The sequence below is a fragment of the Streptococcus australis genome, from assembly GCF_019930045.1.
In the GTDB taxonomy this organism is placed as follows: domain Bacteria; phylum Bacillota; class Bacilli; order Lactobacillales; family Streptococcaceae; genus Streptococcus; species Streptococcus australis_D.
The window spans coordinates 20,641-42,057 of sequence record NZ_JAHZQQ010000005.1; the positions used below are offsets into that span (position 1 = coordinate 20,641).

Here is a 21,417-nt window from a genome sequence, read left to right on the forward strand (position 1 = left end):
GGAATTTCCTACTTCGCTCCATCTCGTTTAAATACAACTTTGATCGTTTTCAGCAAGATTTTAATATCTGACCAGATGGTCCAGTCATCGATATAGGACACATCTAAGCGAACCACTTCATCAAAGTCTGTAATTTCGCTACGTCCACTCACTTGCCAAAGCCCTGTAATTCCAGGTTTGAAACTCAAACGACGTTTTTGTTCTGGAGTATACTTCTCATACTCATCCACTGTTGGAGGACGGGTTCCAACTAGGCTCATATCACCTTTTAGGACATTAAAGAATTGTGGCAGCTCATCCAGACTGGTCTTGCGGATAAAGCGACCAATCGGCGTAATCCGAGGATCATTATCCATCTTGAACATACCACCGGTCATGGTGTTTTGATCCATCAATTCTTTTTTCCGTTCTTCTGCATCGACATACATGGAACGGAACTTATAAAACTTGAAATAGCGGCCATTTTTCCCGACCCGCTTTTGGGCGAAAATAGCCGGTCCTCCATCCTTGCGAATCAAGGGCACCAATACAATCGCCACCAAGCCGCATAGGAGCAAGCCCACCAAAGAACCACATATATCAATTACACGTTTCGCGGTCACATGGCTAGGTTTGTAGAAGTTGGTCGAGAAGGTGACAACATTGAGGCCAGCTACTTCGCAAATTCGTTTGTTGCCGGCAAAGTTTAAATCAAAAGCATTGAGGTTGACGGTAACGTCGATCCCCATGGTCTCAAATTGTGAAACATACTCCCCAATTTCATACTCTTCACTTGGAAGATTGAGAAATACTTCATCTACCACTTCATAGGTCGCATAGGCCAACAGGTCTTCCTTTGGAACAACCTGAACAAAGGGGTGTTGAAAGTCTGGCCGGTCTAATACAGTGACCGCAACCACTTCCCCTCCGCTATCATTGGACGAAAGAAGTCGATCCAGGACTTTATCCAGACGAGAATTCGCTGTAATCAAGAGAATCTTGTGACTTCCTTTGAGACTGTAATAGAAGCGACGCCAATACCGTTTAATGAAGTAATTCATTAAATAAAGGACAAGAGTCAGAAGAAACAGAAAATAAATCATTCCCCGGCGGGAGAGGGAGAACTTCTCCTCCAAAAAGAAGCTCGAAAAACTGATGGCTAACGCGAAGCACAAGCTGTATTTCAAAGTTTGTAAGAATTCAACTAGATGCCCACGTTTGAAGTAATCTTGGTTGTAATCACTGACGTAGAAGGCTACGAAATGCAATAAATACAGATAGAAAATTGTATTAGAGTGGATTTCTGTCTCTGTCACAAAACTAAACAAATAAGCCACAACTAAGACTGGTAAGCTTTGGACAAAGGCCAAAGCAAATTTGTGAAATCCCCTTCCTTCTGTCATAATATCCCGATCCTATTCTTTATCTTTTTTTCCCGTAATTGCCATAGTTCCCGTAATTACCATAAGAACCATATTTTTCTAATTGAATATCAAATTTATTGAGGACCACTCCTAGGAATGGTGTCCCCGTCTGCTCTAGTTGCTCTTTGGCCTTTTGAACAGCCTTGCGACTAACAGCTCCTGCTGCTGTCACAATCAAGCTACCATCACAGCGTTGAGCAATAATCGCCGCATCAATCACCATCCCAATTGGTGGGGTGTCGACAACGATATAGTCATAGTGATTGCGAAGTGCCTCAATGATGACCTCGAAGTTTTTACTTTGCAAGAGACCCGTTGGATTTGGAGAAACCTGCCCTGACAGGAGCACATCCAGTTTTGGATAATCTGTCGTCGCAATTGCTTGCGAAATCTCACTCTTCCCAGAAAGTACTTCTGTCAAACCAGCAACACGACCTTGGCTCTTGAAGACACCTGTCATGACCGAGTTACGGATATCCGCATCGATCAACAAGGTACGATAGCCCGCACGCGCAAAGGCTGTCGCCAAATTCGTAGAAATGGTTGATTTTCCTTCGTTTGGTTGCACAGATGAGATGGCAACGACCTTAATATTGGTCCCACTCAACTGAATATTGGTACTCAAGGCATTAAAATACTCTTCAGCCTGAGTCATCGCTGCTAATTTGCTTTTTACAATTTCTAAGGTTGCCATGAATTCTCCCTCTTACAGTTTCTTCACACTAGGGATCACACCTAATAGAGTGATGCCCATCACTTCTTCGACATCTTCTGGTTTCTTCACACGGTCATCCAATACCTCTGACAAGATCACCAGGATGGAAATCAAGACACCCCCAAGGACAAAGCCAATAACGACATTTCGCTTAATATTTGGTGAAGAAGGGTTTTGCGGTACGACAGCCTCATCCAAAGTCGTCACGTCAGATACCTTGGTTACAGCGATAATTTTTTCGGCCGCTACATCTTTCAATCCATTCGCGATACGAGCTGCTTCTTGTGGATCTGGGTCTGAGGCTGTGATGGACAAAATCCGAGTATCCGCTGGAACTGCCACTGAGACTTTCTTAGCAAGCTCTGCTGGAGTCATTTCCAACTTCAACTCTTCAATAGCCTGGTTCAAGACATTTTGAGAAAGAATAATCTCGCGATAGTCTTTAACCAAGTAGGATCCCGCTTGAAGATCTTGGTTGGTCAAGGCATTGTTTTCTTGGTTCTGACGGCTGACCACATAGATACGACTGGTACTTTGGTAGATTTTCTTCGCCACAAATGCGCTGTACCCTAGGGCACCAATCGCAAATAGCAAGGCCGTAATCAGAATTGAGAATTTACGACGCCATAAGGTTTTAAAGAGGGAGACCACATCCAATTCGATCTCTTTGCTCTCTTGGTTTTTCATATTCACTTTCTCCTTTTCAATCCCCGTGATGGAACTTGATTGTTAAAATAATTCGTTATCCAGTAATGCTTGTTGATTTTCAATAAAGAGGGCACGCGCTCGGTTACTTCCGTAACGTTTTTCAATCAACTGATAAGCCTTTTCCATGTATGGAGGGCGCTGATCGACATTGTGCATATCGCTCGCAACAAAATGGACCAAATCCTTGTCCAAGAAATATTGGGCACGATGTTTCATGAACTTGTAGCGATCGCCAAACAACTTAGGCTTGAGCACACTCGAACTATTGATTTGGGTATAGCATCCCATTCGGATCAATTCCCGCACCCGTTTTTCATTCTTTTCCAAACAGTGGTACCGTTCAATATGGGCAACTACCGGAGTCACTCCTAAGCGCAAGACCGCACTTAAGGCTTGATGAATCTCCTTGTAGGGCGTTGCCATACTAAACTCGATCAAGGCAAAGCTGGTTTCAGCAAGCGTTGGAATAGTCCCAGCTTCCAGTTTTTCAAGAATATCTCGTGTATAGTAGATTTCTGCTCCAAAATGCAAGGTCATTTCCGGTAGATAGGTCGCCACCATCTCTTTTACTGCCAAGTAGTTTTGATAGATCTTTTCTTCTGGGGTTTCAAACATCCCTTTCCGACGATGGGACGTCGAAACGATGGTTCGGATCCCTTGACGGTAGCTTTCCTCGATGAGGAGTTTGCTATCCTCAATCGTCTTTGGTCCATCATCCACATCAAAGACAATGTGTGAATGAATATCAATCATTGTTTTTTCCTTCCATGGTTTGGTTTATCTTTTCTTTGGCTTGTGCCACGCTATCAGCATTCAACTCCATCATATAAAGAGCAGATCCTGGCATCGCATATGAAGGCAAGTCATTTCGTCCTTGTCCAGTGACAGCTTGTGAAGTCACCTTGTAGCTTCCACCAGTCTCCAACTGTGTATTGACCAAATTCATAATGGTTGGCAAAGGCATATTGGTTTGCAAGGAATCTTGTAAACCAGAAACGATTTCGTTGTAATTGCTCAATGCTTTGGTCGATGTTAATTTATGGATAATGGCTGCGATGACTTTTTCTTGGTTCTTCCCACGGTCGTTGTCTCCACCTTCGAGAGAGTAGCGTTCACGGACAAAGCCAAGAGCTTGTTCCGAATCCAAGTGGACTTTTCCTACAGGGAAGTGGTAGTTCCCGTGTAGACTTGTAAACTCTTGATCATTTTCTACATCAATCCCTCCGACGAGGTCGACAAGCTTTAAGAAAGAAGTGAAATTCAAGCGGACATAGTAGTCAATCTTGATGTCGTACAGATTTTCTAAGGTATGAATAGACGCATCTACTCCGTAAATCCCAGCGTGGGTCAATTTATCCCCTTGGTTGTTCCCACCATCTGCGATCGGTACATAGGCGTCACGCGGAGTCGTGGTCAGCAAGACTTGCTTGGTCTTTCGATTGACCGTCATGATAATATTGACATCAGATCGAGAAACCGAAGTGACTGGGCCATAGGTGTCAATCCCACTGACATAGATGTTAAAGGTATCCGCATTGGCATCCGCCTTTGCCTTGGTTTCCACTTGGCGACGGATCTTGTAAGAATAGATTTTCTTTAATTTTTTCGCGTAGTCAGCATCCACACTGGCAATGGTATCTTCAAAGGTACTATTCAAAGCAATGGCTTGTGTCTTATCTTCTTGTAGGGCCTGGTAGGCTGCCACGTAAGATTCCACATCTTCGATGGTCAAGTCATGCTGGCGCGTTTTCTTCACTTCCTCTACCAAGGCTAGAAGATCATCTGCATTATTATTCCCCGTAGGCGCTGCTACACTGCTGATTTCTTTGATATCTTGGATTGGACTATCTGCTTTGACATAGACAGCCATTTCAAATTCCGTATAGTTGGCATTTCGGTTCACATTTCCAGCGACATCGACCAATTGCTGGGTAACAAATGTCCCCACGGAGGTCCCTAGCAAGCCTAAAACCAATAAAAATAGCGTCGTCTTTTTAGCCTTGCCTGCAAGGATCAAACCCAAGGTTAAAAAAAGTCCGCCAATTAACAATACCGTCACAAGAATATTCAAATAACGGAAAGCTAGGATATTGTAGCTAAAGACATTATAAAGAAAGAGCCCAGCTACAAGTAGCGTTAAAACCCAGAGACCACTATTTACAATGCGTAGCTGATCCCAACCGCTTGTTCTATTTGAATGTTTGTTTTTTCTACTTCGATTCATTTTATCCCCCATACTATTTTCTTAAATATTATAACATAAAATTGGCCTACAGATCAGAATCTATGCCCATTTCTCCACTATTAATTTTATACTATTCCTAACTTTCTGTACAGTAACATAAGAAAAAATGAGCAAATAAAAAAGGTGAGTTTCCTCACCTTTTTTATAGGTTTATACTTTATCTTTTGAGGTTGAACTTGTATCTGAATCCTTGCTAGTCGAAGAATCACTCTTTGAAGAATTGCTTCCTTTACGAGTTTCAGCTCCATCAGCAGAGTATTCGTTTACAAAGATTTCCTTACGTAGTTCAAGGAAGCTTTCATCACTAAGGATATAACGCCCTTCTTTGGTTTTTGTCAATTCCAAAGTGTACTCACGTGGTTCGATGTACCCAAAATCTTCGTTCAAACGATCAAAGGCATAGTAGAACAAGAAGTTGTTCAATAAAGACAAACGTTTTTCCAGATCTGGATCTGTGTTGTCTTCTAATTTTTTAACATCTTCAATTCCGTTTTCAAACAGACTAGATTTTGCGCGGTTGATCAAGTTAGCCAAGTCACGTGTTGCAATTGCACGAGATTTGAAGGTAACCGTCGCAATATCTCCTTCGTCTTCAACCTTGGTGATTTCATAGTCATCACCGATCGTTGCTAACACTTTGAAACGAGCTTGGTCAAACAATTCCAAGATTTTTTCTGGAGTGAATGTTTCAGTTGTGAGTTCAAGTGTGTAGTTTTCTGCTGGTAAATATTTTGATGCATTTTCATCGACAAATTTTTCGGTGATTTGTTTTTTCCACTTGTCAACTGATGTACCCATCAAAGTTGTGAAACCAGAAGAATGATCTGTAAAGATGGCACGAAGAATAATATCCCCATCTTTTTCAATTTGTTTTTTTGTCTTTTCTTCTTTTGATTCACTAGATTGTTCTACTTTATCCTCTTTAGTTTGAGGTTTTTCAACAACTGGTTTTGATGAACAAGCTACTAACATCAATAAACAGGCTGGTAAAACACCATATTTTACAAGCTTTTTCATAAGTTCTCCTTATTTTTTATAGATTATGTTCATTATATCAAAAATTACCCTTTGAGAATTCTCAGATAAGTGTATGTAAACAAATTGTAATATTTCATTACACACTTCACACTAACAAGCCCTCCTTCCCCTAAGAAGGGCTCAATTCGCCTATAACATTGGTGCAAACAACTGCATAATCTCTTTGATCAAATGCTGGTACCAGGTAATCCGGAAAGTGTCTAGCTTGATTTGCTGAGATACAGAGAAAATCTCTCCAAAGTCCGCTCGGATCTTGGTCAATTCTGGACTTCGATACATCCAGACAGCATTCTCATAGTGGTGTACTAGGCTCCGATAGTCAAAGTTGATGGTCCCGACTACTGCGACTTCATCGTCGGCCAATACTTGCTTGCTATGGATAAAGCCTGGAGTGTATTCATAGATTTTCACCCCTGCTTCCATGAGGTCTGGATAAGCCCCTCGTGTAACGATTTGGATCAGTTTTTTATCTGGAATGAAAGGAGTCACGATGCGTACATCGACCCCTCGTAGAGCCGCATTTCGAATATCTTCTGTCAAATCATAATCAATGATTAGATAAGGGGTCGTAATGTAGACATAATCCGTCGCCTGATTGATGATATTCTGATAAACAGACTTACCAACTTGGGACTTGTAGATGGGTTTAGGGCCGCTACCAAAGGGAATATAGAAGCCTTCACCCTCTACCGCTTGGTTTTCCATATGGTATTTATCAAAATCTTCAATTTCCCCCTGGTTGATGTACCAGTTCATGAGAAAGAGCCGCGTCAAGGCCTTAACCGCTCGACCATCTAAGCGCACTGCACTATCCTTCCAATGACCGAAGCGCTCTATCTGATTGATATACTCATCCGCTAGGTTAACCCCACCTGTATAGCCAATCTGACCATCAATGACCAAGATCTTGCGGTGGTCTCGATTGTTATAAGCCACCGTCAATCGTGGCACCACCTTGTTGAACTTATGGGCGTCAATGCCTAATTTTCGCAAGCGTCTGGTGTAGTTCCCCTTCAGGGTCGCCATACAGCCGATATCATCGTAGAGCAATTTCACCTCTACCCCTTCTTTAACCTTTTCAAGTAGGATATCTAGGATACTATTCCACATCAGGCCTTCCTCGATGATGTAGAATTCGAGAAAGATAAATTTCTTAGCTGAGCGCAAATCCTCCAACAATTGCGGGAGCATCTGATCCCCTAGCGGGAAGAAAGTCGAAGCCGTCCCGTTGTACAGGTCTGCATTGTGGTCCATGGATAGAATAGACTTGACCATCCCATAGACGCTCTTACTCTCTTCTTTCAACTGGAGGCGAAGCTCGTGGCTATTATCCTCACGGAAATTCATGGATTCCATATTTTCCAACTGGACCATTTCTTTTTTGGACAGACGCCGCTCCCCAAACATGAGGTAAAGAAGGGAACCAAAAACGGGGATGACGGCAATTAAGAGCCAGGTCACCTTGCTCTCTGGAGGCATATTCCGGTTAACAATCGCCAAAATGGTCGAGATATACAAGAGGACCATGATGGTGACAGACATCCAATTGGGGAACCATTCATTTAGCCAAAAGAAGGCTGCAAAGGACAACCAGAGTTCAAACCCCATAAAGAGGATACTGAACCCATATTTGGACATTAACAATCGAATTTTTCGAAAACTCACCCTCGTTCTCCTTCTTTTCTAATCCCTACTAGTATACCAGTTCTAAGAAGGGAGCGCAAACCCGATAAAATGAAAAAAAGGCTGGGACAAAAGTCCTAGCCTCTCAATTGTCTTTGGATTATCGAGCAAGACGCAGTGGTTGAGTGGGCTCTACCACGCTGATTTCATCAGCTTTCACAGCCCTACCCAACTATGCGGAGGTGGGACGACGAAATCGAATTCTAACGAATTACCAATTTCTGTCCCACTCTCACTTCTGCTATTTTATTGCTTGGTCAAAACAATCGTATCATCATCATAGAGCTCTTGGTCAAAGTCTTCCAGAGTCAATTGTTGCCCCTCTAGTCGATAGCGGTAGGCATCATCTCCAATGATAATCGACTGGTTGGCAGCATCTAGTTTCACTGGCTTGATTTCTTGTTCTCCGTCAGGCTCCACAGCTGTCCAAGTTCCTGTATTTCCTGTGACAACTAAGGTAATCTGGTCCGCTTCATCTACCCCTTTGTAGGTTCCATCAATATTACCTTGAGTCACTTGAGTGTTTGTAGTATTTAAACTAGATGAATTTGAGCTTCCATCAGAAGAACTTCCTTGTGTATTTGTTGTCTTTGCTTCGGAATCAGTCACCTGAATATTAGACTGTGAAGAAGATGGTGTTTGCTGATTCGAACACGCTCCAAGTAGGAGGACTGTAGCTGTTGCCAATAAAGCAGTCACTTTCTTTGCCATTGATGGTCTCCTTTCGCGCCAACCTTTTAAGGGACTTCCCCGTTTATTTGTGGCTCACCTTTAGTATACGATAGAATCTGTTTTTGGTCAATCTTTATGATTGAGCGTTGAATACCATCGCCTATAAAGGGTTCTTTCCTTGCTCCAATAGATAAGCGCGAACTTCCGAAATAAAGTAAAGAGAACCGGTGACAAAGAGCACCTCTTGACCATCTTGTCGGCTATAAAAATCTTGCAAATAATTTCTGAAATCTGCTACATAAGGATAACCTAAGCCATCCGCCTCTTGGACCACTTCCCCATAAGCAAAGGTCGTCACCGTCAAGTCCGCCTCCGGCAAGTCGCTTACAAAGATCTCCAACATCCCTTGGTAATCCTTGCGTTTTAAAGCACCAAAAAGGATCTTCACGCGCTTATCTGAAAAGGTACGGGCATATTCGACCAAGCGATGGATGGCATGGGGGTTATGAGCGCCATCTAGATAGACGCCCTGGTCAAAATTCTCCAGACGTCCCGGCCAGCTAGTCGCTTGCAAAGCCTCCCGAACACCGTTTTCATCGACCGCCAGACCTCTCTGCTCCATGAAGAGGAGAAAGGCTTCAAGAGCCACCGCAGCATTCTCTTCCTGATAAGCTCCATTGAGCCCAATTTTCAGTGAGTCAAACCGATGGTGCGCATCTTGAAAGACGCCCTTTATCAGTTGGAAATCTTCTCCATAGCGAGCCAGTGGACAGCCTATTGCCTGGACCTTTTCTATGCAGACTTGCTCAGCCTCTTTAGCCAGTGGACCGATAACAGCCGGCTTCCCGGCTTTAAAGATTCCAGCTTTTTGCCTAGCAATGGCCTCTAGGCTTCCTCCCAAGGTCTCCTGATGATCCAGCCCTACTGAGGTGATCACTGCTACCTCTCCTGTGATGACATTGGTCGTATCAAGGAGGCCTCCGATCCCAACCTCGATCAAGGCCAGGTCTACTTTTTGTTCATGGAAATACAAAAAGGCCAAGAGGGTGATGATCTCAAAGTAAGAGAGTTGGTCGTGGGTCTCGAGAAGCTGAGACTCCATCGCTTGGATGCTCTGACCCAAGCGAATCAGATCTTGATCCGAAATTGGTTGCCCATTGATACAAATCCGATCATGCATACTAACGATATGTGGAGAAGTAAAGGTCCCTACTTTCAGACCATGCTGTTGGAATAGTTGGCGCATAAACGCAATGGTTGAGCCCTTCCCGTTAGTCCCCGTCACATGGATCATCGGAACAGCTTCATGAGGATCCCCTAAGAGCTTTACAGCCTGTTGCATCCGCCCCAAGCCTGAACGAAAATTGAGTCCAATTCGGCTATTCATCCATTCTTCAATTTGATTCATTTCTTTCTCCTAAAAGAAAAGAGCGATCAAGCCTTCTTGCTGGCTCACGCTCTGCTATTTCTTTGGTTTCTTATTTCACTTCCAATATTTTTAAAAGCTGGGCTAAAAACATCCACTGGATGTTTCAACTCTTTCTAGTTTCTAGGAGTTGAGGTGATACAGTCTCCCAGACTTACTTGCGGTTTTCATTTCCAGCGCAAGGCTAAAAACGTCCCCCGGACTTCCTGCTTTTTCTTGTTTCTTGAAGCAGGGCTAAAAACATCCACTGGATGTTTTTACTCCTCCATAAAGCTGTTGAAGACTTCTTCAATCATGTTCCATTCATCATCTGAATCTTCTGGGATTGGTTGAAGGTCGCCTTCTGTTCCGTCTTCGTTTTCAGTAAATGAGTAAGCTTGGATTTCTACTTCACCGTTTTCATCTTCTTCTGCATTTGCAGGAATCAAAAGAACATAGTTTTTACCAAATTCTTCTTTTCCATCAATGGTCAAAAGGATTTCAAACAAGGTTTCGTTTCCTTGCTCATCTACCAATGTAATCAATTCGCGTTCGTCATGGTTGTGGTCATGATCATGATTGTGTGCCATCTTATTTCCTCTTTTTTCTAAAATTTTCGATCTAAATAATTTTGCAAAATCAACTGGGCAGCCAATTTATCAATTACTTTTTTTCGCTTATTTCGGCTGATATCCGCTTGCTCAATCAGCATACGCTCCGCTGCGACAGTTGTTAATCGCTCATCCTGGTACTCAACTGGCAATCCAAACAAGTCTTCAATTCGCTTGCCATAAGCTTGGCTAGCTTCTACTCGCGGTCCACTTGTGTTGTTCATATTCTTGGGTAATCCAACGACAAAGCGGTCCACTTTGTATTCTTTGACCAACTCAGCAAGGCGGTCAAGACCAAACTCTCCTTTGTCCTCATTAATCTGAATAATCTCCAGACCTTGAGCCGTAAAACCTAACGGATCACTGATAGCCACTCCTACTGTCTTAGAGCCAACGTCTAGTCCCATAATTCTCATTAGAGGTCGAGTCCTTGCCCTTTCAAGTAGTAGCGAACCAATTCTTCTACAATTTCATCGCGTTCGTATTTCCGGATTTGGTTCCGAGCGTTGTTATAACGAGGTACATAAGCAGGATCACCACTGAGTACATAACCAACGATTTGATTGATTGGATTGTAGCCCTTCTCATCCAAAGATAAGTAGACATCCTTTAATGTATCACTAATTTCTTTACGGTTTGAATCGTCAAGATTAAAACGTACTGTTTCGTCTGTAAATCCCACAATACCACCCTCTTTCTTTATATTCATACTATTATATCATAATTTCCATACTTTCTCAAACGAAAATTACTGATTTCATGGGCTTTCTTGGACTTTTCATCACTTGTTTCCGAAAGCAATCTTCTACAGTTTTCAATGACTTTATTTTACTTCTTTAAAACCATTTTTTTCCATGTTTTTGATGAAGAGCGTTGGAGAATAGGTCTTGATCATTTTGCAAATTTCTCCCAAGTCTTCGCTGTTTTTAATGTCATCGAAGTCTACTTTATCAGGATCAATCTCAATCTCAGAGATCATTGCTTCACCTGTCCAATCTGATGTCACGGTGATTCCATCGTAGTCTCTCAATTCATCAATGCCACCTTCACCTTCGTAACCTTCGATCAAGGCTTGTTTGGCACCTTCTTTATCATCCTCAGCATCGATCAATTTCTTGACTTCATCTTTGAATTCGTCCGACACATGAGTCGCTAGTTTGATAGAAACTTTCTTGTATTTCTTACCTTGGTAGGATACGGTTACTGTAATTTCCTGTTTGGCTACCTCGTCAGCTTCATTGACATCTCTGTTAATCTTAAAGGTCCGAGTGACGACGCTATCTTTCGATAAGGACTTGCCCCCTTTTGATTGAGAATTCCCACAACCTGCCAAGATAAGCAATCCAGCAACGACTAGTAATAGAAATTTTTTCATGTTTTCTCCTTATTCTTCTTTTGCTCCATTACGGAGTAGATTATTCATATATTCTGTTGGTGTCAACTTCAACAATTCTGCAATATTAGCCGATTTGAAGTACTCTAACTCAACCGCTTTTTTAGTATCCAACTGGGTGAAATCATAGGTGATGACCGTTTGGTATTCATTTTCATTTGGTACGGTCAGTTCAATGGTAAAGCCTGGAAGAGTCCGGGCTTGTTTGAGTTGTTCATCCTTGTCCATCGACTCCACCATCAATCGTTGGGCTTCTTCGAGGCCGACCTCTTGAATGGCTTTTTTCAATTCATCACTAGCAGGAGTGGTATTGGTCATGACCAATTTTTGTAATTGTTCCCCTTGATAGGTGATGGTCTGCTCTTGGCGAATACCTTTCTCATCTGTCGGAAGGACAAAATGTTTGGTAAAGACTTGCTGCTCTTCAGCCTTCTCTAACAAATTTCGATTTTCTTTATTGAACGATTCAATTTTAGCACTGTTGGATTTTTGAACACTGGAAGAATCGGTTTTCCCATGTTTCTTCTGTCCACAAGCTGTCAGCGTCAGGAGCAAGACTCCGAGACAAATAAGCTTCTTTTTCATGTTTTCTCCTTTGATAAGCTTCTATAAAAGGGATTTTCCCCACAGAAGTATTGTACCATAGAATGCCCAGCAAAAACATTCTTACAACCATTTTTTCGTGGATTCTTTGGCCAGATACAAAAGAAAAAGTCGAGATCTTGACATCTCGACTCTTCTCAGTAGCTCAATGTTTGGCTACTTGTTCTTATAAGGCTGCTCTTAAGCGAGCCTCTGCATTTTCAACATTTCGTACAGAGCGTGGTAAAAAGGCCCGAATATCATCTTCCTTATAACCAACTTGAAGTCGCTTGTTATCCACTAGGATAGGACTTTTCAAGATCCGTGGTGTTTCTAAGATGATATCGATGACTTCATTCATGCTGAGATCTTCAATATCGACACCTAGATTCTTAGCGTATCGGTTTTTTGAAGAAACGATACTTGCAATGCCATTTTCTGTTTTGGTCAAAATATCGAGTAATTCTTCTTTTGTAATCCCTTCTTTACCAAGGTTTTGTTCTTTATAGATCAACTGATGAGCATTTAGCCAAGTTTTGGCTTTTTTACAACTCGTGCAACTTGAAACTGTGTAAATTTTAATCATGCATGCACTCCTTTCGCCACACGATAATAACATTGTAGTATATTATACCATAAAAACCATCAGTCTTTCGACCTATTTTGAAAAAAAATTACTCTTCAATCTCAATGGCATCATCAAGATCTAGTGTTACTTCTTCAACAAGTGGGCTTTCAGCTACTTCATCTTGTGCAACTACAGCAGTGTCATCATCAATCAAACCGAAGCGCACGCGCACTTGGTGGTCAATCTCATCAAAAATTTCTGGATGGTCTGCCAAGTACTTCTTAGCATTTTCAGAACCTTGGCCAATCTTCTCACCGTTATAAGAAAACCAAGCACCAGCTTTTTGGATCAAATCAAGATCTGTCGCAATTTTTAGCAATTCACCTGTACGTGAAATTCCTTCCCCGTACATGATTTCAACCATGGCTTCTTTGAACGGTGGGGCTACCTTGTTCTTCACAACCTTGATCTTGGTTTCCTTACCAACGTTGGTATCTTTTTGGTCCCCAGTACCCTTGATTTGAGTATTTCCACGGACATCTAGACGAACAGAAGCGTAGAATTTAAGGGCACGACCACCAGGTGTGGTTTCTGGATTCCCAAACATGACCCCAACTTTTTCACGCAATTGGTTGATAAAGATAGCAATGGTCTTGGTCTTGTTGATCGAAGCTCCGAGCTTACGCATAGCCTGGCTCATCATCCGAGCTTGCAAACCAACGTGGCTATCACCGATATCACCATCGATTTCTGCGCGTGGGACCAAGGCAGCAACAGAGTCGATAACGACCAAGTCAACGGCACCAGAGTCAATCAATTTACCCGCAATTTCAAGTCCTTGTTCTCCTGAGTCTGGTTGAGACAAGAGGAGTTCATCAATATTAACCCCAAGAGCTGCAGCATAAGATGGGTCCAAAGCGTGCTCGGCATCGATGAAGGCAGCAATGCCTCCTTCTTTCTGTGCTTGCGCTACTGCATGGAGGGCAACGGTTGTTTTACCTGATGATTCTGGACCATAGATTTCGATGATCCGACCTTTTGGATAACCACCAGCACCCAAGGCAATATCAAGAGCCAAGGAACCAGAGCTCATGACTTGAACTTTTTGCTCTGCGCGTTCGCCCAGACGCATGATGGATCCTTTACCAAAGTCTTTTTCAATCAACTTTAGGGCATCATTGAGCGCTTTTTCACGCTCATCTCCAAATTTCTTAGAGATATCATCTAATTTTTTCTGTTTTTTCGCCATTCTTTTCTCCTATATTCAAAGCGTAATGCTATACAAGCTTCTTATCATTATAGCAAATTTTCATCTAATAATACAGTCCGGCGTACCAGATTAAAGGCATGGAGGACTGCAACTTTACGAACATCCATACGACTCCGGCCAGCGATATTGACCTTGATCGATTGGACTCCTTTAGGACCTGCAATTCCAATAAAAACGGTCCCTGCTGGGTGGCCTTCTAGACTGTCTGGGCCAGCAACACCTGTCAGACTGACTCCATAGTCAGCCCCTGTTAAGAGACGAGCTTGCGCTGCCATCCGCTCAGCTGTATGGGCAGAGACCACTCCATGTTCTTGCAACTCAGCTAGGGGGATTTGGAGCATTTTGCTCTTTTCCTCTATGCTGTAAGTGACGAAACCTCCTGGTAGGACTGCTGAGGCTCCTGAGAAATTAGCCAGAGTCGACTGGAACATCCCGGCCGTCAAGCTCTCTGCTGCGGTTAGGGCCAAGCCTCTCTCGCGCAAGAGTTCAAAAGCAACCTTGGCTAGGGAATTGTCATCTCCATAGCCATAGAAGAGCTGGCTCAAGGCTTGACCATCCAAAGTCTCATGACGGAGGATCACTTGCTCCAACTGATCCAATTTCTGATCTGCTTGCTCTTGTGACGCAGCCTTGGTCGACAAGCGCAAGGTCACTTCCCCGGTCTTGGCGTAAGGAGCCACTGTCGGGTCCGTCTGGCCATCAATCACATCGGCTAGGACTGTTACTAGCTGGCTTTCCCCAATCCCAAAGAAGCGCAAGACACGTGAGTAGAGCTTCTCGCCTGTGGCTAGCAAGGGCACTAACTCATCAGTAACCATGGGTTTCAATTCACTAGGGGGACCAGGCAAGACAACATAGCTAACGCCCTCTACTTCAATCAGCCCTCCCACTGCCAAACCGGTCAGATTTTGGAGCGGTGTTGAGCCTGTCACTATTTGCGCTTGTCTCAGATTGTTGGGAGTTCGGACATGGTCTGGCCGACTGGCAAAGAAGCGGTCCAACTTGGCCATTGCTTCTGGATCAAATGTCAAGTCTCTATCCAAGAACTGGGCTAGGGTCTGCTTGGTCAGATCGTCTTCGGTCGGTCCGAGGCCTCCCGTGAGGATGACGAGATCACTTCGATCACGCGCAATCGCAAGAACAGACAAGAGACGATCGGCATTATCCCCAACTGCAGTTTGGAAATAAACGTCGATTCCTAGACCGGCCAACTTTTCTGATAAGAATTGCGCATTGGTATTGACAATCTGTCCTGTGAGAATTTCGGTTCCCACTGCAATGATCTCTGCTTTCATAACGCCTCCACTTATACTATTCGTAATTTTTCTTCATTGTAACACAATTTCCTAAATTATTTTAAAAACAGATTGAAGAAAAAGTTCATTTTAGGTAATTTTCTTCAATCTTTTTCTTTTAGAGTATTATAAAGTAAAAAACTCTTATAAATTCCGTTACATCAATATTCCTAAGAGATTTAACTACGTGGTAACCAACTTCTAGAAGGGCTTGCCTATATTCTGAAGTAAGCACATCGAGCGGTTATTTTTATATTGCTTTATTGACATAAAATCGTATCTCTAACGCTATTCCTTATATTTTTCTATCACTTTTTATGATACAATAGCATCAATTTATTTTTAGGAGGATAATATATGACTTCTACTATTGGTATTGTAAGTTTATCTAGTGGGACTATGGGTGAAGACTTTGTCAAGCACGAAGTGGACTTGGGTATTCAACGTCTCAAGGACCTCGGACTCAACCCTATCTTTTTACCTCATTCGCTAAAAGGCTTAGATTTTATCAAAGAACATCCTGAAGCTCGTGCAGAGGATTTGATTCAGGCCTTTTCTGATGATAGCATCGACATGATCCTATGCGCCATTGGTGGAAACGATACCTATCGCTTGCTACCTTATCTTTTTGAAAATGACCAACTACAAAAGGTTATCAAACCAAAGATTTTTCTCGGTTTCTCGGATACGACCATGAACCATCTCATGTTGCATAAACTAGGAATCAAGACTTTTTACGGCCAATCATTTCTAGCAGACATTTGTGAGTTAGACAAAGAAATGTTGCCATATAGCCTCCACTACTTCAAAGAATTGATTGAGACGGGAAGAATCTCAGAAATTCGCCCTAGTAACGTTTGGTATGAGGAACGGACTGATTTTAGTCCCAAAGCCTTGGGAACACCTCGTGTCAGCCATGCAAATACAGGTTTTGACTTATTGCAAGGCAATGCTCAGTTCGAGGGAGAAATCCTCGGTGGTTGTCTTGAGTCTCTCTATGATATTTTTGACAACTCTCTACACGCAGATAGCACGGACCTCTGCCAAAAATACAAACTTTTCCCCGACTTGTCAGACTGGGAAGGAAAGATCCTCTTGCTAGAAACAAGCCAAGAAAAGCCTGAACCTGACGACTTCAAAAAGATGTTGCGGACTTTGAAGGACACGGGTATATTCGAGGTCATCAGTGGACTATTAGTCGGAAAACCTATGGATGAAACTTTCTATGACGACTATAAAGAAGCACTTTTGGATATCATCGATAGCAATATCCCGATTGTCTATAATCTGAATGTCGGACACGCAACTCCAAGAACAATTGTTCCCTTTGGAGTCCACGCGTATGTAGATGCAACGGAGCAAGTCATTCGCTTTGACTATAACAAAGAAAGCTGAGATGAATTTCTCAGCTTTTTCTATATTCTCAAATACTTTCGCTATCTGTACTCACTACTTGCCACTTTTCCATTCACAATCATTCTCATGGTCATCAACCAGGCCTGCTGCTTGTAGGTAGGATAAAACTGCGACTGGTCCGGTGAACTTAAAACCACGTTTTTTGAGGTCCTTGGATAATTTCTCAGATAAAGGCGTCTTAGCTGGTGCTTGACTGTAGTCCGAGACATCATTGACGATGGTTTTCCCATCTACAAAAGACCAAAGATAGGTGTCAAAAGAACCATACTCCTTCTGAACTTGTAGAAATGCTTGAGCATTGGTGCGCGTCGCAAATATCTTGGCACGATTGCGGATAATTGCTGGATTATTCATCAGATCTTCCAGTTCCTCATCAGTCATGTCTGCAACAGCTTGAATTTGGTAACCATGAAAAGCTTCACGGAAAGCCTGCCGTTTATTGAGCACCGTTTCCCAAGATAGACCGGCCTGATAAGTTTCCATACAGAGCAACTCAAAAAGGGCTTGATCATCGTGGAGGGGCTGTCCCCACTCCTCATCATGATAGGCCACATAGAGAGGATTGGTCATTTTAACCCATCCACAACGTTTTGGCATCTTCTTCTCCTATTTGACCAACATCTTCAGGGCAGACTTGATGTAGTTTTCAGCCGTATCAGAAGTTCCTTCAAAGAATTTCTTGATTTTCTTGAGTTCCGTTGCCTTGTAGCCCAAAGCCAACATGGCTTCCATAGCTTCTTCAAGAGCTTGGTTTTCTTCTGAAACTTTGGCATTGGACTGAGCCGGTGCATCTTCTAGGTCAAGATTAATCTTACCTTCTAGGTCCAAGACCATCTGTTGGGCTGTTTTCTTGCCGATCTTCGGAAACTTGGTCAAGTAGGTGATGTTCTTGCTTTCAATAGCTTGGACAAGGCCTGCATTGTCATCCGCAGCGATAATAGCTAGAGCTGAGACAGGTCCAATCCCGGAGACTGAGATCAAGTTCAAAAAGAGCTGTTTCTCTTCTTCGGTCGCAAAGCCATAGAGAAGGTGAGCATCTTCACGGACCACTTGGTGCAGATAGACGTGCACCTCTTGATTCATTTTGCCAGAGTAGGCATAAGGATTGGCCACATGCAAGAGATAGCCGATCCCAGCTGTTTCTACCACGATGTATTTGGCAGTGATTTTCGTTAAAATTCCTTTAATGTATTCGTACATAATCTTCCTTTATTCTTTGTTTAATACTTGCCCAATTCCCGTAAACTGGTGTGATTTTCCTGAATGCGTCGGAACATCTTTTCCATATCCGACTTGGTAAAGTTAACCAAGACGGGACGGCCATGAGGGCAGTTATAAGGGTTGTCACATTGGGACAATTGGTAGATGAGATCGCGTGCAGAGTAATCGTCCAGTGTGTGATTGGCCTTGATGGAGCGTTTGCAGGACATCATGATGGCCAACTCAGCCCTGTATTTCTTGATGGACACTTCCTTGGTCAAAAGGAGCATGTCACACATTTCGTAGATACCCGACTCGATCTCTTCTTCCTTCATCCAGATCGGATGCTCCCGCAAGATCAACTGGTTGGCTCCGTACTCTTCAAGATAAACTCCCACTTCTTCTAGGAGGTGTTTGCGCTGTTGCAAGCGGATCAGATCGTCTGCAGGGAACTCAAAGATATAAGGAACCAGCAGTTGTTGCTGACTGCCGTCTACGTCCCCGATGCTCTCCCGGTATTCTTCGTATTTGACCCGCTCTTGGGCCGCATGCTGGTCAATGATGTAGAGGCCCCCATTTCCTTGGGCAAAGAGATAGGTTCCATGCATCTGACCGAAATATTCCAACTCTGGGAAGGTCGAATGTTCTTCTCCTTCCAACTTGTCATAAGCCTTGTCTAGACTAGCTAGATCCAACTCTGGGTGGTCAAGTTGATCATACTGAGGCGCCTTTCGCTCCGCGAATTTGATGGCTGGTGATTTAGCCTCCTGATTTCCCTCTTCTGGGGCAAAGAGAACCGTTTGCTCTGGGGTCAATTCACCACTTGGTTGGGATTCTGCAACCTCTGGACGGACAAAGAAGTCTCCTTTGTCTCGGTCGTAATAAAGGCTATTTTCTTTTAGAGGGAGGCTGGTCTGGACTGGCTTTTCTGTTCGACGAAGCGTTGACTTAGCTAGATTTTCTAGAGCATCTGGAATCAGATCCTGCTCTTTCAAAGCGGAGACAATCGCTTGGGAGATCAAGGCCATCAGTTCTCGTTCTTTAGAAATACGCACCTCTTGCTTGGTCGGGTGGACATTGACATCGGCTAGATAGGGGTCAATCTGGATATTAATCACTGCTATCGGGAAGCGTCCGACCATAAGTTTACTGCCGTAGCCATCCAAGATGGCCCGATTGAGCAAGAAATTCTTGATGTAACGACCGTTGATAAAGAGACTAATGTAATTGCGATTGGCCCGGGTCAATTCTGGCAAAGAGACGAAGCCCGACACTTCAAAGTCCAAATCACCTGTCTCGATGGCAACCATTTTCTTAGCGGTAGCGAGCCCGTAGACTCCTGCGATGGCTTGGCGGAGATTTCCCGTTCCTGCCGTCCGTGTCATTTCATGGCCGTCATTGATCAAGGTAAAGGCAATCTTTGGATGAGCCAGACTCAGGCGGTTGAGAATGTCGACGATATGGGACAACTCTGCCTGTTGGCTCTTCATATATTTGAGGCGGGCTGGTGTATTGAAAAAGAGGTCCTCAACTGTGATTTTAGTCCCCACAGGGCTAGTCGCTGGCTCAAGAGAAGTGATTCCCCCCCCTTTAGCCTCTAGCTTGGTCCCATGACTAGCTCCTTCCTGAGCTGTCAGGATGGTCATGACACTGACAGAGGCAATAGACGGCAAGGCCTCGCCACGGAAGCCTAGTGTCCGAATGCGAAAGAGGTCGGCTTGACTCTTGATCTTACTAGTGGCATGGCGACGAAGGGCTAATTCCATTTCCTCATGGGCAATCCCTTGTCCATTATCCGTGATTTGAATGCTCTTTAAGCCAGCTTCTTCGATCTCTACGACAATCTGACTAGCTCCCGCATCTATGGAGTTTTCAACCAGTTCCTTGACCACACTAGCAGGGCGCTCAATGACCTCACCGGCAGCGATCTGATTGGCTAGAATTTCTGGTAATTCGATAATCTGTGACATAGCTTCCCCTCTTATGTTTTATACGCGCATAGGTAGAACTATTATACCATATCTACAAGGAAGCCCTCCCTTTATAAAACCTTGTGCTCCAGCTCCATTAAAGATACCGTCTTCTACCAGATAAACAGAGAAAATGACCGAATATGCGAAAAACCTTGTCTTGATGCCTGAAAAAGTGTTTAATAGAATTGTAAGCAAGAGGTCCTGCTAGCGGATCGCTTACCTGACGTCAATCACTTAGAAGGGATTTGTATGAAAGTAACAGTTACCATTGACCCCCATTTTCAAGAAGAAGGCGTAGCCATCACAGCGCCACAACCTAGCGAACACATCCAGAAAGTCCAACAATTCATAGAGGAATTGGACCAGAAGGAACGCTTGCGAGCGAAGAAGGAGGGGGAAACCTATCTTGTAGAGACCCACTTGTTTCATCGGTTCTATATTGAAAACCGTCAAGTCGTTGGGGAAACAAAGGATGACCACTTCATCCTCACCGGTCCCCTCTACCAACTCTCTGAAGACTTGCCCATCTACTTTTTAAAAATTTCCCAATCTGAAATTATCAATACCAAAGAAATCGATCATCTGCATTTTACCAGCAGCGGATCGGTCCAAATCAATCTGAAAAACGGGACCATCACCTATTCGTCTCGTCGCTATTTAAAAGCTATTAAGGAGAAATTATCATGTTAAAGACTCATCTATCGAATGCCTCTAAAGGCATCTTCATCGGCCTTACCCTCTCTATCGTCTTTTCTTTCCTAAACTCACCTTCCACTTACATGCCTCTCAGTCCAAGTTCAGGCGTTGGACAATGGATGCAAGCCCACGACGTGCATGGATCCCTTGTCATGCTCTATTGTATCCTTATATGGGCTGGCATCGGCTTGCTCTTCAGCTTAGGAAAAAAACTGTTCAACAAAGACTGGAGCCTCCTCCGTGCGACCCTCAGCCACTACCTTTTGATGCTCTTTGGTTTTCTACCTTTGGCAACCTTGGGAGGCTGGTTCCCAATCCAAATCAGCTTCTACATCTCCGTCATTATAGAGTTTAGCCTTGTGTACTTGGTTATCTGGGCGGTTTCTTATCGCATTTACAAGAAAAAAGTAGAAGAGATCAACCAACAGTTGCAAGGGAAAGCCTGAGGAATTCAAAAAAATGACTTTTATTTTTTAGTCATTCAAGAAGATGAAAAACTTTCCGCTGTGAGAAAAGTGCCTGAAACAACTGTGTTTCAGGCACT

Annotated in this window: 23 protein-coding genes; 3 read left to right on the forward strand and 20 right to left on the reverse strand. The window is 43.4% G+C overall.

Going from position 1 to position 21,417, the window contains the following annotated elements:
- Nucleotides 1–8: 8 nt before the first annotated feature.
- The 17 genes from K1J10_RS01980 to K1J10_RS02060 all read right to left on the reverse strand — a co-directional run bounded on the left by K1J10_RS01980 (nt 9) and on the right by K1J10_RS02060 (nt 15,588).
- Entirely contained in the window at nt 9–1,382 is a 1,374-nt protein-coding gene (locus K1J10_RS01980) for a sugar transferase (RefSeq protein ID WP_223355698.1), read from the reverse strand.
- A 19-nt stretch (nt 1,383–1,401) separates the two neighbouring features.
- Nucleotides 1,402–2,097 carry a tyrosine-protein kinase gene (locus tag K1J10_RS01985; protein WP_223355699.1) on the reverse strand — a complete coding sequence of 232 codons (696 nt, stop codon included), beginning with the start codon at nt 2,095–2,097 and terminating at the stop codon, nt 1,402–1,404.
- 12 nt (nt 2,098–2,109) lie between these two features.
- Complete coding sequence (locus K1J10_RS01990) at nt 2,110–2,805, reverse strand: Wzz/FepE/Etk N-terminal domain-containing protein (RefSeq protein ID WP_048690221.1); 696 nt, start codon at nt 2,803–2,805, stop codon at nt 2,110–2,112.
- Nucleotides 2,806–2,847: 42 nt separating this feature from the next.
- A complete protein-coding gene (gene cps4B / locus K1J10_RS01995) occupies nt 2,848–3,579 on the reverse strand; it encodes a capsular polysaccharide biosynthesis protein Cps4B (RefSeq protein ID WP_223355700.1) in 732 nt (243 codons plus the stop codon).
- A complete protein-coding gene (gene cpsA / locus K1J10_RS02000; RefSeq protein ID WP_125329282.1) occupies nt 3,572–5,062 on the reverse strand; it encodes an LCP family glycopolymer transferase CpsA in 1,491 nt (496 codons plus the stop codon). Before cpsA ends, cps4B begins: the two co-directional genes overlap by 8 nt.
- 159 nt (nt 5,063–5,221) lie before the next feature.
- Nucleotides 5,222–6,088: a hypothetical protein gene (locus K1J10_RS02005; RefSeq protein WP_061564486.1), complete on the reverse strand. Its 867-nt coding sequence runs from the start codon at nt 6,086–6,088 to the stop codon at nt 5,222–5,224.
- 150 nt (nt 6,089–6,238) lie between these two features.
- Nucleotides 6,239–7,774 carry a cardiolipin synthase gene (gene cls, locus K1J10_RS02010; RefSeq protein ID WP_048789887.1) on the reverse strand — a complete coding sequence of 512 codons (1,536 nt, stop codon included), beginning with the start codon at nt 7,772–7,774 and terminating at the stop codon, nt 6,239–6,241.
- A 264-nt stretch (nt 7,775–8,038) separates the two neighbouring features.
- Nucleotides 8,039–8,503 carry an SP_0198 family lipoprotein gene (locus K1J10_RS02015; protein WP_048789888.1) on the reverse strand — a complete coding sequence of 155 codons (465 nt, stop codon included), beginning with the start codon at nt 8,501–8,503 and terminating at the stop codon, nt 8,039–8,041.
- A gap of 121 nt (nt 8,504–8,624) precedes the next feature.
- On the reverse strand, nt 8,625–9,872 hold the full coding sequence (locus K1J10_RS02020; protein WP_223355701.1) for a bifunctional folylpolyglutamate synthase/dihydrofolate synthase: 1,248 nt from the start codon (nt 9,870–9,872) through the stop codon (nt 8,625–8,627).
- 275 nt (nt 9,873–10,147) lie between these two features.
- Nucleotides 10,148–10,459: a DUF1292 domain-containing protein gene (locus K1J10_RS02025; protein ID WP_006595405.1), complete on the reverse strand. Its 312-nt coding sequence runs from the start codon at nt 10,457–10,459 to the stop codon at nt 10,148–10,150.
- Between the two features lie 17 nt (nt 10,460–10,476).
- Complete coding sequence (gene ruvX, locus K1J10_RS02030) at nt 10,477–10,896, reverse strand: Holliday junction resolvase RuvX (protein WP_135783000.1); 420 nt, start codon at nt 10,894–10,896, stop codon at nt 10,477–10,479.
- Entirely contained in the window at nt 10,896–11,162 is a 267-nt protein-coding gene (locus tag K1J10_RS02035) for an IreB family regulatory phosphoprotein (RefSeq protein ID WP_135783001.1), read from the reverse strand. Before K1J10_RS02035 ends, ruvX begins: the two co-directional genes overlap by 1 nt.
- Before the next feature lie 141 nt (nt 11,163–11,303).
- Complete coding sequence (locus K1J10_RS02040) at nt 11,304–11,855, reverse strand: hypothetical protein (RefSeq protein WP_048715629.1); 552 nt, start codon at nt 11,853–11,855, stop codon at nt 11,304–11,306.
- A 9-nt stretch (nt 11,856–11,864) separates the two neighbouring features.
- Nucleotides 11,865–12,458, reverse strand: a complete 594-nt coding sequence (locus K1J10_RS02045; RefSeq protein WP_048715631.1) for an SP0191 family lipoprotein — start codon at nt 12,456–12,458, stop codon at nt 11,865–11,867.
- A 184-nt stretch (nt 12,459–12,642) separates the two neighbouring features.
- Nucleotides 12,643–13,041, reverse strand: a complete 399-nt coding sequence (spx, locus tag K1J10_RS02050; RefSeq protein ID WP_006595399.1) for a transcriptional regulator Spx — start codon at nt 13,039–13,041, stop codon at nt 12,643–12,645.
- Nucleotides 13,042–13,129: 88 nt separating this feature from the next.
- A complete protein-coding gene (recA, locus tag K1J10_RS02055; protein WP_223355702.1) occupies nt 13,130–14,272 on the reverse strand; it encodes a recombinase RecA in 1,143 nt (380 codons plus the stop codon).
- 47 nt (nt 14,273–14,319) lie between these two features.
- Nucleotides 14,320–15,588 (reverse strand): competence/damage-inducible protein A, encoded by a 1,269-nt coding sequence (locus K1J10_RS02060; protein WP_223355703.1) that lies wholly within the window; start codon nt 15,586–15,588, stop codon nt 14,320–14,322.
- A gap of 357 nt (nt 15,589–15,945) precedes the next feature.
- On the opposite strand from K1J10_RS02060, the gene K1J10_RS02065 reads away from it, so the two are divergent.
- On the forward strand, nt 15,946–16,983 hold the full coding sequence (locus tag K1J10_RS02065; RefSeq protein WP_223355704.1) for a S66 family peptidase: 1,038 nt from the start codon (nt 15,946–15,948) through the stop codon (nt 16,981–16,983).
- 54 nt (nt 16,984–17,037) lie between these two features.
- On the opposite strand, the gene K1J10_RS02070 is transcribed toward K1J10_RS02065, so the two are convergent.
- From K1J10_RS02070 to mutL, 3 genes are read right to left on the reverse strand one after another with little or no spacing between them, the layout of a single operon-like run.
- A complete protein-coding gene (locus K1J10_RS02070; protein ID WP_061564492.1) occupies nt 17,038–17,601 on the reverse strand; it encodes a DNA-3-methyladenine glycosylase I in 564 nt (187 codons plus the stop codon).
- Between the two features lie 9 nt (nt 17,602–17,610).
- Nucleotides 17,611–18,204 carry a Holliday junction branch migration protein RuvA gene (gene ruvA, locus K1J10_RS02075; protein ID WP_048715638.1) on the reverse strand — a complete coding sequence of 198 codons (594 nt, stop codon included), beginning with the start codon at nt 18,202–18,204 and terminating at the stop codon, nt 17,611–17,613.
- A 20-nt stretch (nt 18,205–18,224) separates the two neighbouring features.
- Nucleotides 18,225–20,174 carry a DNA mismatch repair endonuclease MutL gene (gene mutL, locus K1J10_RS02080; protein WP_223355705.1) on the reverse strand — a complete coding sequence of 650 codons (1,950 nt, stop codon included), beginning with the start codon at nt 20,172–20,174 and terminating at the stop codon, nt 18,225–18,227.
- Between the two features lie 252 nt (nt 20,175–20,426).
- Between mutL and K1J10_RS02085 the strand changes: the two genes are divergently transcribed.
- Both K1J10_RS02085 and K1J10_RS02090 read left to right on the forward strand, forming a co-directional pair.
- A complete protein-coding gene (locus tag K1J10_RS02085) occupies nt 20,427–20,867 on the forward strand; it encodes a LytTR family DNA-binding domain-containing protein (protein WP_129822580.1) in 441 nt (146 codons plus the stop codon).
- Complete coding sequence (locus tag K1J10_RS02090; protein ID WP_107849212.1) at nt 20,861–21,319, forward strand: DUF3021 domain-containing protein; 459 nt, start codon at nt 20,861–20,863, stop codon at nt 21,317–21,319. The genes K1J10_RS02085 and K1J10_RS02090 overlap by 7 nt, the downstream gene beginning before the upstream one ends.
- Nucleotides 21,320–21,417: the final 98 nt, after the last annotated feature.